Source organism: Rhizobium sp. No.120 (genome assembly GCF_054558365.1).
In genome coordinates this window covers 296,057-311,163 of record NZ_BAAJNQ010000002.1, presented here as the reverse complement: position 1 = coordinate 311,163, position 15,107 = coordinate 296,057, and the positions used below count along the sequence as shown (strand labels likewise).

Below are 15,107 nucleotides of genomic sequence, written 5' to 3'. Positions count from 1 at the left end.
GAGGGACCGGTCGCCCACAGGAGGTTTGGAGGAACAATGGCTGACAGCAAGAGCAAGTCGCGTCCGGGAACGGGGATCACCGATCAGGAAGCACTGGACTTCCACAAGAACGGCCGCCCCGGCAAGCTTGAGATCAACCCGACCAAGCCGATGGCGACTCAGCGCGATCTCTCCCTTGCCTATTCGCCCGGGGTCGCTGTCCCTGTGAAGGCGATCGCCGCCGATCCGGCCACCGCCTACGACTATACCTCGCGTGGCAATATGGTCGCCGTCATTTCCAACGGCACGGCCATCCTGGGCCTCGGCAATCTCGGCGCGCTCGCCTCTAAACCGGTCATGGAAGGCAAATCGGTCCTCTTCAAGCGCTTCGCCGACGTCGATTCGATCGATCTCGAGATCGACACCGAGAATGTCGACGAATTCATCAATTGCGTGCGCTATCTCGGGCCCTCCTTCGGCGGCATCAATCTGGAAGACATCAAGGCACCGGACTGCTTCATCATCGAGCAGCGGCTGCGTGAGCTCATGGATATCCCCGTATTCCATGACGACCAGCACGGCACCGCCATCATCGCCGCCGCTGGCCTCATCAATGCGCTCGAGCTGACAGGGCGCGACCTGAAGACCACCAAGCTCGTCTGCAACGGCGCGGGTGCGGCCGCCATCGCCTGCATCGAGCTGATCAAGTCGATGGGCTTCAATCCGGAGAACGTCACCCTTTGCGACACGAAAGGCGTGATCTATCAGGGCCGCAGCGAAGGCATGAACCAGTGGAAGTCGGCACATGCGGTCAAGACCGACAAGCGCACTCTGGCGGAAGCGATGAAGGGCGCCGACGTCGTATTCGGCCTGTCGCAGAAGGGTGCCTTCTCCGAAGAGATGATCCGCTCCATGGCCGACCGGCCAATTATCTTCGCCATGGCCAACCCCGATCCGGAAATCACGCCGGAGGAAGTCGCTCGCATCCGCGATGACGCCATCATGGCGACGGGGCGCTCGGACTATCCGAACCAGGTCAACAATGTCCTCGGCTTCCCCTATATCTTCCGCGGCGCGCTCGACGTGCGCGCCACGACCATCAATGACGAGATGAAGATCGCAGCCGTCAACGCACTGGCAAGCCTTGCGCGCGAAGACGTGCCCGATGATGTCGTTGCCGCCTATCAAGGCGCGCGGCCGCGCTTCGGTGCACAATATATCATTCCCGTGCCCTTCGACCCGAGGCTCATCTCGGCAATCCCGGTGGCTGTCGCAAAAGCCGCGATCGAGAGCGGCGTCTCGCGCCGCGAAATAGCCGACATGGCTGCCTATGCGCGCGAACTCTCTGCCCGGCGCGATCCGATTGCTTCAACACTGGCGCAGCTCTACGAGCGTGTCCGCCGGCACCAGAAGCGCATCGTCTTTGCCGAAGCGGAAGAAGAGCAGGTCATGCGCGCCGCCCTCTCCTACGCCAATCAGGGGCTCGGCACCGCCGTCCTTCTCGGCCGCGAGGATCTGATCCAGGCGACCGCCGAACGCGCCGGCATCGATCTCAACCGTCCAGGCCTCGAGATCGTCAATGCCCGCATCTCGAAGCGCGGCGATGCCTATATCGATTATCTCTATGCCCGGCTGCAGCGCCAGGGCTACCTGCATCGTGACGTCACCCGCCTGATCCACAATGACCGCAATCACTTTGCCGCCTGCATGGTCGCACTGGGCGATGCAGACGGCATGGTGACGGGCGTGACACGCAACTATTCGACCGCACTCGGCGATGTGCGCCGCTGCATCGACGCCAAGCCGGGACACCGGGTCATCGGCATATCGATCGTGCTTGCCCGCGGCCGAACCGTCTTCGTTGCCGATACCGCCGTCCACGACATGCCGACTTCCGAAGAATTGGCCGATATCGCCGAGGAAGCTGCCGGATTTGCCCGTCGCATGGGCTATGAGCCTCGCGTCGCCATGCTCGCTTATTCCACCTTCGGCCACCCCCCGGGCGAACGCTCCGAGCGGGTGCGTGAAGCGGTTGATATTCTCGACAAGCGCTATGTCAATTTTGAATTCGACGGGGAAATGGCGGCGGACGTGGCGCTGGACCGTAAGCTCATGGAAAGCCTCTATCCCTTCTCGCGGCTTTCCGGACCGGCAAACGTGCTTGTCATGCCCGCTTTCCACTCTGCCGCGATTTCCACCAAGATGCTGCAGGAACTCGGTGGCTCGACGGTCATCGGGCCGTTGCTCGTCGGCCTAGATAAGCCCGTACAGATCACGTCGATGGGTGCAAAGGATTCCGACATCGTCAATATGGCCGCCATCGCGGCGTATGGTGCGGGATCATAGGCGCCCTCTCATAAAACTACGCCGGAGAACCAACAAAGGTGATGGGCTCCGGTATCAATTCAGTGTAAAATGGAAGGATGAGTGAAGCTCAGGTCCTGTTTGGAGTCCTGCGCCATTCCGCGCAGGCGGATATCGTCGATGCTATCGAGCGGCTCGTCCTTGAGGCACCCGACCGCAAGCTTAACCGCGTGAATGCACTGGCCTTCGCCGCCGCTCATGACTTCGATGAAGAGCAGACCGTCAATGCCTTCCTGCACGCATCGCGCCTCGGCCTGTTCGAGATGTCGTGGAATGTTCTTTGCCCCGGCTGCGGCGGAGTGTTGGATGCCAATACCTCGCTGAAAACCGTACAAAGCGACACCTATAATTGCACGCTTTGCGCAGCCGGATACGAGCCGACACTCGATGAGATGGTGGAAGTTACCTTCACCATCAGTCCGCGCGTGCGCCACATAGAAGCGCACAATCCGCACGACCTGCCGCCGCTTGAATATTTCCGTCAGATCTATTGGGGCTCGGGTATCGACCTCCCTGATGACGGGTATGAAGAAAAAGTCGATCAGTTCGTGCTGGAGTCCCTGGAACTGCCGCCCGGCGAGAAAGCGGTCATATCGCTTCAATTGCCGGCGGAATTCACCATCATCTTCGAGCCTGTCACGCATGCGGCGCAATTTCTTGACGTGAAGGGAGAGCCGTCTAGGGAAAGGCAGACCCTCTCAATCGTTTTCGATCGCATGCACCGCCACAGCGAGGCCATAGAATTACGGCCCGGGCCTTTGCGCATCCAGATGGAGAACCACACGGACCTTCGCGTGCTGCCATCGATCTGCGTAGCCAACGAGGCTCTTCACACGTTGCTTGGACAGCGCCGGCCATTTTTGACCGCCAAGCACCTGCTTTCCAACCAGACCTTCCGTGACATCTATCGCACGGATACGATCGACATCGATCAGCGGCTGAAGATCACCAGCCTTACTTTTCTGTTTACCGACCTGCGCGGTTCCACGGAATTATACGAAAGGGTCGGCGATCTCGCTGCCTTCGATCTGGTCAAGACGCATTTCGGTATTCTGCATGAGATCGTGGCGGCAGAGGCGGGCGCGGTCGTCAAGACCATCGGCGATGCGGTCATGGCGACCTTCCCGACGCCCGACCGGGCGCTCACCGCGGCGATGCGGATGCGCGACGCCATGCTCAACCTCAATGAAGAGCGCGGCAATGACGATCTTCTCCTGAAAATCGGCATCCATGAGGGGCCATGCATCGCCGTGAGCCTCAACGAACGGCAGGATTATTTCGGGCAGACGGTCAATATCGCATCCCGCGTTCAGCATCTCGCCACATCACGCGAGATCTTCGCCACAAGCTCGGTGCTCGATCATCCCCGCGCCGCCGAACTGATGACAAGACGCGGCCTCACGCCGCAATCGCATCATGTTGCGCTGCGCGGCATCACCGACGCGATCGATATTTTTGCGATCCCTTAATATTATCAGCTGGCGAAGCGACCGGCATCCGCGCCGTAATAATTGACGTAGCGGTCCGAGATGCTGGCGATCGGCAAGACGATCAGCACATCCGTCGTGTTGAAGGCGTGATCGACAACGGCCGTCGAGCCGACCATCGCACCAAGGCGCAGATAGCCCTTGATCAAAGGCGGCATCGCCATCAGCGCCTTTTTCGGATTAACGGCCTCAACCGGCATCAGGTCCATGTTGCGGGCAAGGGACGGCAAAGCACCGACTGTCCATTCGTCCTTGGCGACAACATTGTGATAGAGGAAGGACAAGGCTAGCGCATGCTGCTCCGGCAGGATGCCGGGGAAAGAGGCGCAACCGATCATCGCGCCCATGCCGTGCTTCAGAGCATAGGCCCAATTACCTTGCCACAGCAATTCCACCGTGCGCTTGTTCCGGTAAGCCGGCAGCACGCAAGAACGGCCAAGCTCCATGAAACGCTTGTCGGGGTGACGAGCAAGCAGTGCGTCGATGTCGAATTCCGAAGAGGAATAGAAGCCGCCGTTGGCCATGGCCACTTCCTGTCGCAGCAAACGATAGGTGCCGACGATCTGATCTTCCGGATCACCTTCGATCGAACGATCCAGCACCAGAAGATGGTCGCAAATGGCGTCCCAGCTGTCGACGTCGCGCTGGCGACGCATGGCGTCAGCCGGCAGTTGCGCGTTCATCTCCTCGACGAAAACGCGGTAGCGTACAGCCTGAGCGGCATCGATTTCGCGCACTGTACGGGCAAGGCGCGTTTCGAGATTTCCGATGCGTCCGAGCACATCGCTGGCAACTGGCTCAACCGTTGCCTTTGAAGACTGAACCATTTCGCCCTGAGCTTCGCGATTCAAGATTTCGATGGACATGGCGATTCTCCCCCTGCGGGCCGATATAGCGCCATAAACCAAATTCGTGCGACAGGAAAGTGACACGCAGCTTGGGTAAATGCAAGAACCGTGCCCATTGCAATTTTCGAATAAGCGTGCCGTCCCCAACTTAGCGGCCTGCAGATGCCACAAGTTGAGCTATTTTCCCTACCTCTATCCAACATTGATGAGCCGGCTTCCCTATTCTTCACTCGAAGATCGAAAATGATCTTTAGGCGTGTTCGAAAACCGAGCGCGACAGGCCCTTCAGCACTGTCTTCAGCTTCTCAGGATCGACCGGCTTTATGATGACGGCATCGGCACCGGCCAACAGCGCCTGACGGCGGATCGAATCGCGGCTGTCTGCGGTCAATACGACGATCGGGAGCGCCGGCAGACCTTGCCTGCGTTCTTGGGCCCGCAATTGCGCAAGCACGGCCGCACCCGTGCCGCCTGGCATATTGAAATCCGTCACCAGCACTTCCGGCCGCGTTTCGGCCTTTTCGATGCGGGCTCGAAGGCCATCGAAATCCTCGACGAGGCGGACCCGGTGGCCGGCCTTCGACAGCATGGCCCGAACCAGCATCGCATTGACCGGGTCATCCTCGCCCAGCAGGATATCGAGCGCACGTTCTTCCTCCGCCTCCGGCGTCGTTATGCCGATCTCGGAGACGGCCTCGATCAAGGCATCGCGTTTCTCCATGCCGCGCATGCGGCCTCTCAGCACATCGATCAGCGACTGCTCGCGCAGCGGACGGATGAGCCAGGCATCGAAAAGGTCGAGCGGATGGGTGTTGCGCTCCTCGGGATTAACGAGGAAGATCTTGCGCAGCCGGGGCACGGCAAGCGCATTTCCCTCGCTGAAGTACCAGGGCGCCATACGGTGATCGACGATGAGGTCCGTCCAGACACCGCCCTCGCCCATCGGGAAGGACGGCAGCAGATCGTCCATATCGCCGGGGCCGATCAGCCGGCAGCGGCCGCCGAGCGTCTGTATGGTCCGCATGATGGCCGTACTTGCCGCACCTTCGGGGGCGAGCAGCAGGATACGGGAGCCCCTGAGCATGGTATTGCGCCGATCGTTTCCGTTCTCTCCGGCAATCAGGCCGACCGGGAAGGAGATGACGAACTCGCTGCCCTTGCCGCGCTCGCTCGCAACGCTGAGCCCGCCGCCGAATTCGCGCAGGATGCGGGCGGAGATGGCAAGGCCGAGACCGGTGCCGGCGCTCCTTTCCAACGTGGTGCCGGCTTGCTCGAACTCGCCGAAGATCCGGGCCTGCTCCTCCTCGGTCATGCCGGGACCGCTATCACGCACCGATATTGTCAAATCCCGGCCATTGAGATCGACGCCGACAAGAACGCCACCGGTCTGTGTGAACTTCACCGCGTTGCCGATGACATTGAACAGGATCTGGCGCAGACGGGCGGGATCGAATTCCAAAGTCCCTGGAACATCTGCGGCAACGCTTGCAGCGATTTCGATGCCCTTTTCATGAGCTCGATGTGCGAGCATCTCGATGACGCCTTCCAGCAGCGGCCGCAAAGCCTCCTGTCGTGGATGCAACTGGAAGCGACCGACTTCGATCGTGGAAAAATCCAGGAGATCTTCGACCAGCTGCACCAGCGCGTGACCCGACTGGCGAATGCCGGTGAGGTAATTTGCCTGCTCCAGGGTCAGCGGGGTCTGAGCAAGCAGATGGTTCATGCCGAGAATGCCAGACAGCGGCGTGCGGATCTCATGGCTGACGGTGGCGAGCAGGCGGGATTTGGCGGCACTGTTATACTCGGCCTTCAATCTGGCATCTTCGCGCAGACGGGCAACCTGGCGCTCCTCCGTCACGTCGCGTGCGATGCTCTGTATGCATAATTGCCCGGTCGCCGCATCGCGGAACATGACGTCGTGCCAGGCGAAAATGCGCCGCCCCTCGGGGGTTGCGATTTCCGCATCCTGATGCTTCGCATCGGTGACGGCACGGAATACGAGGCCGGCCTCCTCCAGCGTCAGGCCTTCCGGATGCGACCTGCCGGTCAATCTGCTGAACGTGGCGTTGGCGCGCAGAATCCGCCGATCGATGCTGCGTGTAACGGTGATATCTCCGAGCGCATCATGGATGGTGGCAAGGAGATTGGCGCTTTCCCTGTGCTCCCACAGGCGATCATGCTCGCTCTCGCTAACATCGGCAGCGACGATCTCGGGCTCGTTGGCAGCACCTCGGGCTTTGACGATGCTGGCGGCGGCAAGCGCAAGGGCCACAAGGCCAAATAAGCTCAAGAGCAACAGCGGGCCTCCGGAAAAGCTGATCGCAAGAAAGCCCGCGCCGGCCACGAGACCGCCGCCATTCAGCCAATGCCCCTGCAGCCACCGGGCCTGCGCGAGCAACGGCGATTGGCGGGCCGCCTCCCGCGATGTTGTCGCAGGCGACGACTCGTCCGCAGCCGGTCCTTCGATCGGGTCTGTTTGGCCGCGAACTGCCGCCGCAGCAAGCTTATCCTGCAGATCTGCCAGAGTGCTCATGCAGTCTGGCTATCATGGGCAGTCTTCCCGATGCCTTCAGGGATTCGATAGAATTTTACGCTTTTGCCTTTTTCGGCATGAGAAGCTCGTCGAGAATGACGCAGCCTGCCCCGATGGTGATGAAGCTGTCGGCAAGATTGAAGACGGCAAAAGACCACGTCTGCGTATGAAAGAGGATGTAATCGATCACGTGGCCGTAGAGAAAGCGGTCAAGCAGGTTGCCGAGAGCGCCGGCGATGATCAGGGCAAAGCCCGTATGCGCAAGCCAACGATGATTGGGCGTGCGTCGCCAAAGCCACAACACGAAGGCAACGATGACGAGGCGCATGCCGACGATAAACCAGCCATCCATGCCCGAGAGCATCGAAAAGGCCACGCCGAGATTATAGGTACGATAGAGCGCCAGCATCGGAATGACCGGCACCATTTCCTGCAACGGCAGCCAATTGTCGACCATGATCTTGATGGCCTGGTCGAGGATGACTGCAACCACGATGAAGATCAGGATCGGCAGGGGCCGTGAAAACAGGGCCGGCTTTGCAGTCGGCTGCTCATGGGTCTCACTATCGGTCATCGGGTCTCGCTCAAGGTCAGGATATGGCGGCGGGCTTCGAACAGCATGACTGCTGTCGCGACTGCCAGATTGAGGCTGTCGGCGCGACCGGCCTGCGGGATGCGGGCGAGCGCATCGGCCTCTTTCGCCAGGACATCCGGCAGGCCGGACTGCTCGTTGCCCATCAAGATGACGACGGGCTTCTTCTTGTAATCGATGGTGCGATAGTCGACCGCGCCAGCCAGATGGGTGGCGACGACGGAAACCTCAGCTTTCTTCTTCCAGGCCAGAAACTCTTCCGGCGTCGCCTTGACAACGGGAACGGCGAAGACCGAGCCCATGGTGGCGCGCACGGTTTCCAGCGAAAACGGATCTGTGGTCTCACCAACGAGGATGACGCCGGAAGCGCCGGCCGCATCGGCGGTGCGGATGATCGTGCCAAGATTGCCGGGATCGCGCACACGGTCGAGCGCGACCCAAGTTTCGCCGGCCTTCGGCTTGACATCGCGAAGCTGCTGCCAGCACTGCTCGAAGACGCCGACCACCATCTGCGGATTGTCGCGGCGGGTGATGGAGCCGATAACCTTTTCGCTGACCTCCAGCACCAGCCCGCCGGCCGCAACGGTCTTGGCGGCGACCTGCTCGACGAGAGGCTTGCCCTTTGCGGCCTTGGCGTAGACCAGCGTGCGGATCGTCCAGCCGAGCTCGAGCGCGTCGATGACGAGCTTCAGGCCCTCGGCCAGGAAAGCACCGCTTTCCTCGCGGGACTTCTTGACCGTCAGCGCCTTGATATCCTTGACGATCGGATTGGCAAGCGAGGTGACCTCCTTGACCTGTCCGACCTTGCGCGGGCCGTCGTTACGGAAATCCTGGTTCATTTCGGCACCCAGCGGCTGAAGAGAGAGGTGGAGAGCGCCCTGCCCGGCGTGCGGCCATCGAGACCGGCCTCGCGGATGACCAGTTCGCCGGATTCGACAACACCGCCGACCCCGCGCATGGTCTCGCGCATCAGCTCATGGATCGAATAGAAGCTGGCGCGGATCGAATAGGCCGTCAGCACGAGACCCAGAGCTTTCGGTGATAGGATCTCGCGGCAAATATCGAGCATCAGCGGCAGATGCTCGAACAGATGCCAGACTTCGCCATTCGGCCCGCGGCCGAACTTCGGCGGATCGGTGAGGATAATATCGTATTTGTTGCCGCGCCGCTCTTCGCGCAGGATGAACTTCATCGCATCCTCGCAGATCCAGCGGATCGGCAGTTTTTCCATGCGGCCCAAAGCCTGGTTTTCGCGCGCCCAGCCGATCGCCTTCTTGGAGGCGTCGACATGCGTCACTTCCGCGCCGGCAGCGGCTGCCACCAGCGAAGCGACGCCGGTGTAACCGAAGAGATTGAGGACCTTGAGCGGCCTTTTTGCCGTCTCGACCTGTTCCTTCATCCAGGCCCAATGGACGATCTGCTCGGGAAAGACGCCGACATGGCGAAACGCGGTGAAGCGGCCGAGAAAATCGACGCCAAGCAGCTGCAACGGCCAGGTCTCACCCAGCGCCTCGCGGGGGAAGCGCCAGCGGCCCATGCCGTCCTCGTCCGTGTCGCCGGTGAAGATCGCCTCGGCGTTGTCCCACACATGCGAGGCAAGCGTCGGCGGCCACAGCGCCTGCGCTTCCGGGCGGACGATCCGATACGGTCCGTATTGCTCAAGCTTCAGGCCATTGCCGCTGTCGATGAGGTGAAAATCTCCGGCACCGAGCGACTCGAGGATAACCGGCACGCGCTCAGGCGGCCGCTCACCGTTTCTGACGATCAGCGGACGCTCGGGCGCCGCGGCTGCAGGCGCAGCGACGCGCGGCTCGGCTGTTCGCTCGCTATGATCGCGTGAAGGCTTGGCCGGCCTCGAAGCATGCGCAGGCTTTGCCGGCGGCTTGCCGGGCATATCACGCCGGGGCTTTGCCCCAAGGCCGCCCGTACTTTTCTGGCCGGGCCGGCTTTCCCTATGTTTCACCATGCTTGTCTCAAAATTGATATGTGCGTGCAAATAGCATCTGGCCGCCACTTGGCAAAGCGCTTTCCGATCTGCGATGATCCATGCACAAAATGTCACATTGGGAGGATTGCGCATGGACATGACCGGCGAGGAGCGGATCGCAGCACCCAGGGACGCCGTATGGGCGGCGCTGAACGATCCGGAGATCCTCAAACAATGTATTCCGGGCTGCCAAAGCCTCGAAAAGATCTCACCGACGGAATTGACCGCAACCGTGAAGCTGAAGATCGGCCCGGTTTCGGCCTCCTTCAACGGCGAGGTCAAGCTTTCCAACATCAACGCGCCGGAAAGCTACACGATATCAGGCGAAGGAAAGGGCGGAATTGCCGGTTTCGCCAAGGGCGGCGCCGATGTAGTGCTCAAGGAAGACGGCGACGAGACCATCCTGCAATATGAGGCCAAGGCGCAGGTCGGCGGCAAGATCGCACAGCTCGGCTCGCGGCTGGTCGATTCCAGCGCCAAGAAGCTGGCGCAACAGTTTTTTGCCGATTTCACCGCGGCGATCAACGGTCAGTCCGGCGCCTGATTGCCGAGCGCATATTTGACGCCCATATAGTCGATCATGACATCGCGATTTCAGACATGGGCCATCCGGCCTGCACACGAACAGGATATGCACAAGCTCGCGGAGATTTATCTCCAAGTTCGCCGCGAGACATTCCGCTGGGTCGACCCCGATCGCTTTACATTGGAAGATTTCGCCACCCACACGAACGGCGAGCGTTTGTTCGTTTGCGAAGATGGGCATGGCACGATCGCCGGCTTCGCCGCGATTTGGGAGCCGGACGATTTCATTCACATGCTCTATATCCTGCCGGCCTTCCAGGGCCGCGGCGCGGGCAAGGCACTGCTTGCCGCACTGCCGGATTGGCCACGGCGCCATTATCGGCTGAAGTGCCTGGTCAAAAACATCCGGGCCATGGCGTTCTACCGAATGCTCGGCTTCGAGATCATCGGCGATGGCGCATCGCCGGAGGGTGACTATAAAGAGATGCGGCTTGCCGACCTCACCTCACTTTGACGGCAACTGCCCGGCGATCTCTTCGGCGCGTGTGCGATGCTTGTCGGCTTCGGCCTGCCAGCGCACCGCTTCCCGCGACTGGTTACGTGCGCGCTTGCGATGCTTTCCCTGATTGAACCAGGTGGCCGCGGCCCCAACGATCATACCAAGGATCAGCGCCACAAACAGCAAAACGAACAGGGGCGCATTCAAGGACAGCACCTGATCCTCCGGCCGGAAGGGATTGAGGGCCAAGGTCACGGCTTGCCTGTTGGCGACGCAGAATATGATGAGAATTATGCCGAGCGGCAGCAATATCAGCAGATTGACGATCTTCTTGGCCATTGCCGCAGCTCCTTTATCCGCAGCCCCGCGTGCACCGCACTCAGGCTGCCTTCAGCCGCAGAATAGAAAAGAGGCGGCTGAATTCAAGTGCCACTGCGTCGCGGCACAATCATGTCCGACAACTAATTCTGTCGAAGCATTCTGGTAAATTCGGCCGAATGGCCGGTGATCAATTGTCGTCTTCTTCATCGCCGGCGCCTGGATTCAGGCGCTCGCGCAATTCCTTGCCTGTCTTGAAGAAGGGAACCCATTTCTCCTCGACGAAGACGGTATCGCCGGTGCGCGGGTTGCGGCCGGAGCGTGAAGGCCGGTTCTTGACGGAAAAAGCACCGAAGCCGCGAAGCTCAACTCGGTTTCCCGCTGCGAGCGCATCGGTGATCTCATCCAAGACAGCATTGACGATATTTTCGACGTCGCGGTGATAGAGATGCGGGTTGCGGGCGGCAACAATCTGCACCAGTTCCGACTTAATCACAGCTATCCCCTTAAATCATTGATTTATCAATTGGCTGCACCCTGCCAAACAGAAAGCAGGCCGTCAAGAAACAACTTATCGGTCATGATTTTCTGGAGGCTCTCTCCCTTGATAAAATCATCATAACCAAGGCGATTTAGCAACCAGGAAGCGGCACCCGGCCAAAAGAAGGGTGAAGTTTTGTCTTCCGGCTTCCAATCGACGATCGGCAGGTCCTTCTTGACATTGCGCGTTTCGAGATAGCCGAGGATTTCGTCCTCGCCGCCGAGCGTGTCGACCAGCTTGTTCTGCAGCGCCTGGCGGCCGGTGAAGATGCTGCCGTCGGCCAGCTTCAGCACTTGGTCACGCGGTAACTTGCGGCGCTCGGCGACCAGATCCACGAACCAGGCGTAGCTGTCCATGACCATGCTGCGGATCATGTTCTTGGCGTCTTCGCTGGCGGGATGGAACGGCGACGGCTCGGCCTTTAGCGGTGCCGACTTGATCTCGTCGAGCGAAACGCCGACCTTGTCGAGCAGGTCCTTGACCTGCGGGTACTGGAAGATGACGCCGATCGACCCGGTGATGGAGGTATCGCCGGCAACGATATCGTCGCCGGCCGTCGCGATCATGTAGCCGGCCGAGGCTGCGACGGTGCGAATGTCTGATACGACCGGCTTTTTGGCGGCGACCGCACGGATCGCCTTGAAGATCCGCTCGCCGCCATAGGTCGTTCCGCCCGTCGAGGAAATCGACACGATCAGCGCTTTGACCTGGTCATTGTCGCGGATTTTCTTCAGCCGCTCCAGAAGCTCCGGATCGTCCTGAATGAGCCCGGAAATCTTGACGCGGGCGATCTGCGGACCGCGCGCATCCGGCAGATCGGCAGAGACGAAGCGATAAAGCGCAAAGCCCAATGCCACCAGGAGCAAAACGGCAACAATGCGCCAGAAACCGAGCTTGCGGCGCAATTGTCGCCGATCCGCGATTGCAGAACTGTCCATCACGCCTTATTTCTCCCCGCAACAAATTGAAAGCGCTACCAACCGGATGTATGACACCTTGAAACGGGCACAATCCTCAGAGAAAAGCGTCTCCCGTTTTCGATGTCGGCGGCGGGACGTCCCTCTGTCGTTCATCAGATAGGACATCGCCCGACCTGATGAAACCGGCCTATGGCATATTTTTCTGCTAAAATTCGCCCGTAGCAGGGAAAAATCCATATTGGCAAGCCAATGCAATAATGCGAAACGATCCGATAGGCTTTTTGGCACAGCCTCGCATAGCGTGAATGCGGTTTTCCGGATCATAGAAGACGGACCAGTTGCATGCTCAATACGATCGAGCCCCCCGGCGAGGCAATGCGTTCGGTGCCGGAACGGAACGCATATAAAGACGCGATTTTCCACTCTAACCGCGTAAAGCGGCTCAGAGTATTGTTGCCGCTTGCCGCCATCGTCGTCTCGCTCCTCTTTATCGCCGTCTCGGTCATCCGCGCCTATCTGCCGGCCGATATCCAGATCGAGGGCGCCAAGATCGAGGATGGCAAGGTGGTCATGGAGCGCCCCGCCATCTCCGGTCGCAATAAGGACGGCATCAGCTATTCGTTGCTAGCCGAGAAAGCGCTGCAGGATATCAAGAACCCGAATATGATCACGCTGAAGACCATCAAGGCTTCCATGCCGGTCAATACTGACGTGATCGCCCACGTTACGGCCCAGAGCGCGGATTTCGATCGCCAGGCCGATACGCTGAAGCTGACCGAACCCTTCACCATCATCATGGACAATGGCCTGCGTGCCGAATTCAAGACCGCCTTCCTGGACGTGAAGAAGGGAGACCTTTCCAGCCAGGACCAGGTTGCAATCAACCGAGGCGGCATGTCGGTTGTTGCGCGTTCGCTCAAGATGACGGATAAGGGGAGCGTAATCGAATTCAACGGGCAGGTTCGGATGAACATCGAACCTGCCACTCTCCATAATTCAGATAGCCAACAGAAGCCGGGCGGTTCATGATAAAGTATTGGCCTAATTCAATTTTTAACTCCGGCTTGCGCAAGGCAGGCCTTCTATGTGCCTTTGGCGCCGTGGCCTTTTTCGCCGCTGCCGAGGCTGGCGCACAGTCGACGACCAGCTCGATGCCGGGTCTTGCCCTTTCCAAGGATCAGCCGATCCAGATCGAAAGCGACAAACTTGAGATCCACGACCAGGAAAGCCAGGCCGTCTTCACTGGCAACGTCAAGGTTGTGCAGGGCACGACGACCATGCAGGCCGGCAAGATGACGGTTTTCTACAAGAAGAAGCAGGCGGGTGACGCCAAGCAGGCCGACAATCCGGTCGCGAAGGCCGCCAAGGAACAGAACCAGTCGCTGGTGTCTGGCGATGCCAACATCGACCACATTCTGGTCACCGACAAGGTCTACCTCGTTTCCGGAACGCAAACGGCAACGGCGGAGGACGGATCCTTCGACATGACCAACCAGCTCGCCATTCTCAAGGGCAAGAAAGTGGTTCTGACCGACGGGCCGAATGTTTTCACCGGCTGCCAGCTCACCGTGCATATGGCGACGGGCGAAGCTCAGCTGGATTCCTGTGGCGGCCGCGTCCAGATCCAGCTCGACCCGAAGTCGCAGCAAGTGCAGCAACAACAGAAGAAAAACTGATACCGGTCCCCTCGTGACGACATCGACAACCTCCACTTTGCCCGGTGTGCCCGGGCCGTCTTCTGCGGCATCCGGCGCACCGGCAGCCGATAAGGCACGCTATAAGGGCACGCTGATCGCCCGTGGCCTCACCAAGACCTATGGCCGGCGTCGCGTCGTCAATGGCGTTTCGCTGGTGGTACGGCGTGGCGAGGCTGTTGGCCTGCTCGGGCCGAACGGCGCCGGCAAAACGACCTGTTTCTACATGATCACCGGGCTGGTGCCGGTCGATGAGGGCACGATCGAGATTGACGGCAACAACGTCACGTCGATGCCGATGTACCGCCGCGCGCGGCTCGGCGTCGGCTACCTGCCCCAGGAAGCCTCGATCTTCCGCGGCCTGACCGTGGAGGAAAACATACGCGCCGTGCTCGAAGTCCATGAAAAGGACAAGACGAAGCGGGAGCGCAAGATCGACGAATTGCTGGAGGAATTCCACATTCGCAATCTGCGCACCATGCCGGCAATTGCGTTGTCGGGCGGTGAACGGCGCCGCCTCGAAATCGCCCGCGCATTGGCGACGGACCCGACCTTCATGCTGCTCGACGAGCCTTTCGCCGGCGTCGATCCGATTTCGGTCGCGGATATCCAGAACCTCGTGCATCACTTGACCGCACGCGGCATCGGCGTGCTGATCACGGACCACAATGTTCGCGAAACGCTCGGCCTGATCGACCGTGCCTATATCATCCATGCAGGTGAGGTGCTGACGCACGGCAGGGCGAATGATATCGTCAGCAATCCGGAAGTACGCAAGCTGTATCTCGGTGACAATTTCAGCCTCTGATAGGCTGAAATG

General features: G+C 60.0%; 15 protein-coding genes. 7 read left to right on the top strand and 8 right to left on the bottom strand.

Annotation, left to right across the window (positions count from 1 at the left end; translation table 11 throughout):
* Positions 1-36 precede the first annotated feature (36 nt).
* Together ACYJRZ_RS07220 and ACYJRZ_RS07215 are read left to right on the top strand one after the other, a co-directional pair.
* Positions 37-2,325: an NADP-dependent malic enzyme gene (locus tag ACYJRZ_RS07220; RefSeq protein WP_459457512.1), complete on the top strand. Its 2,289-nt coding sequence runs from the start codon at positions 37-39 to the stop codon at positions 2,323-2,325.
* Between the two features lie 77 nt (positions 2,326-2,402).
* The gene (locus ACYJRZ_RS07215; protein WP_459457510.1) at positions 2,403-3,812 is read left to right on the top strand and encodes a DUF5939 domain-containing protein; all 1,410 of its coding nucleotides are present in this window, start codon (positions 2,403-2,405) and stop codon (positions 3,810-3,812) included.
* Between the two features lie 5 nt (positions 3,813-3,817).
* Here ACYJRZ_RS07215 and olsB read toward each other — a convergent pair whose 3' ends face one another.
* The 5 genes from olsB to ACYJRZ_RS07190 all read right to left on the bottom strand — a co-directional run bounded on the left by olsB (position 3,818) and on the right by ACYJRZ_RS07190 (position 9,766).
* Positions 3,818-4,696, bottom strand: coding sequence for a l-ornithine N(alpha)-acyltransferase (gene olsB / locus ACYJRZ_RS07210; RefSeq protein ID WP_459457508.1), 879 nt, complete (start codon positions 4,694-4,696; stop codon positions 3,818-3,820).
* A 232-nt stretch (positions 4,697-4,928) separates the two neighbouring features.
* Positions 4,929-7,211, bottom strand: a complete 2,283-nt coding sequence (locus ACYJRZ_RS07205) for a hybrid sensor histidine kinase/response regulator (protein ID WP_459457506.1) — start codon at positions 7,209-7,211, stop codon at positions 4,929-4,931.
* Positions 7,212-7,266: 55 nt separating this feature from the next.
* On the bottom strand, positions 7,267-7,785 hold the full coding sequence (gene lspA, locus ACYJRZ_RS07200) for a signal peptidase II (RefSeq protein ID WP_459457504.1): 519 nt from the start codon (positions 7,783-7,785) through the stop codon (positions 7,267-7,269).
* Positions 7,782-8,642 (bottom strand): TrmH family RNA methyltransferase, encoded by an 861-nt coding sequence (locus tag ACYJRZ_RS07195; protein WP_459457502.1) that lies wholly within the window; start codon positions 8,640-8,642, stop codon positions 7,782-7,784. Before ACYJRZ_RS07195 ends, lspA begins: the two co-directional genes overlap by 4 nt.
* Complete coding sequence (locus ACYJRZ_RS07190; RefSeq protein WP_459458675.1) at positions 8,639-9,766, bottom strand: class I SAM-dependent methyltransferase; 1,128 nt, start codon at positions 9,764-9,766, stop codon at positions 8,639-8,641. The genes ACYJRZ_RS07195 and ACYJRZ_RS07190 overlap by 4 nt, the downstream gene beginning before the upstream one ends.
* 115 nt (positions 9,767-9,881) lie before the next feature.
* Between ACYJRZ_RS07190 and ACYJRZ_RS07185 the strand changes: the two genes are divergently transcribed.
* Entirely contained in the window at positions 9,882-10,334 is a 453-nt protein-coding gene (locus tag ACYJRZ_RS07185) for an SRPBCC family protein (RefSeq protein ID WP_459457500.1), read from the top strand.
* A gap of 87 nt (positions 10,335-10,421) precedes the next feature.
* Positions 10,422-10,829: a GNAT family N-acetyltransferase gene (locus ACYJRZ_RS07180; RefSeq protein WP_459457498.1), complete on the top strand. Its 408-nt coding sequence runs from the start codon at positions 10,422-10,424 to the stop codon at positions 10,827-10,829.
* Here the strand turns inward: ACYJRZ_RS07180 and ACYJRZ_RS07175 are convergent.
* The 3 genes from ACYJRZ_RS07175 to sppA all read right to left on the bottom strand — a co-directional run bounded on the left by ACYJRZ_RS07175 (position 10,821) and on the right by sppA (position 12,611).
* Positions 10,821-11,153: a LapA family protein gene (locus tag ACYJRZ_RS07175; RefSeq protein WP_459457497.1), complete on the bottom strand. Its 333-nt coding sequence runs from the start codon at positions 11,151-11,153 to the stop codon at positions 10,821-10,823. The two genes, ACYJRZ_RS07180 and ACYJRZ_RS07175, sit on opposite strands and share 9 nt — an antisense overlap.
* A gap of 169 nt (positions 11,154-11,322) precedes the next feature.
* Complete coding sequence (locus ACYJRZ_RS07170; protein ID WP_004120746.1) at positions 11,323-11,628, bottom strand: integration host factor subunit beta; 306 nt, start codon at positions 11,626-11,628, stop codon at positions 11,323-11,325.
* Between the two features lie 26 nt (positions 11,629-11,654).
* Positions 11,655-12,611, bottom strand: coding sequence for a signal peptide peptidase SppA (gene sppA / locus ACYJRZ_RS07165; protein ID WP_459457494.1), 957 nt, complete (start codon positions 12,609-12,611; stop codon positions 11,655-11,657).
* Positions 12,612-12,935: 324 nt separating this feature from the next.
* Between sppA and lptC the strand changes: the two genes are divergently transcribed.
* The 3 genes from lptC to lptB are packed head-to-tail and all read left to right on the top strand — an operon-like array spanning position 12,936 to position 15,095.
* Positions 12,936-13,622, top strand: a complete 687-nt coding sequence (lptC, locus tag ACYJRZ_RS07160; protein WP_459457492.1) for an LPS export ABC transporter periplasmic protein LptC — start codon at positions 12,936-12,938, stop codon at positions 13,620-13,622.
* A complete protein-coding gene (locus tag ACYJRZ_RS07155) occupies positions 13,619-14,269 on the top strand; it encodes an LptA/OstA family protein (RefSeq protein WP_459457490.1) in 651 nt (216 codons plus the stop codon). The genes lptC and ACYJRZ_RS07155 overlap by 4 nt, the downstream gene beginning before the upstream one ends.
* Positions 14,199-15,095: an LPS export ABC transporter ATP-binding protein gene (gene lptB, locus ACYJRZ_RS07150; RefSeq protein ID WP_459457488.1), complete on the top strand. Its 897-nt coding sequence runs from the start codon at positions 14,199-14,201 to the stop codon at positions 15,093-15,095. The genes ACYJRZ_RS07155 and lptB overlap by 71 nt, the downstream gene beginning before the upstream one ends.
* Positions 15,096-15,107: the final 12 nt, after the last annotated feature.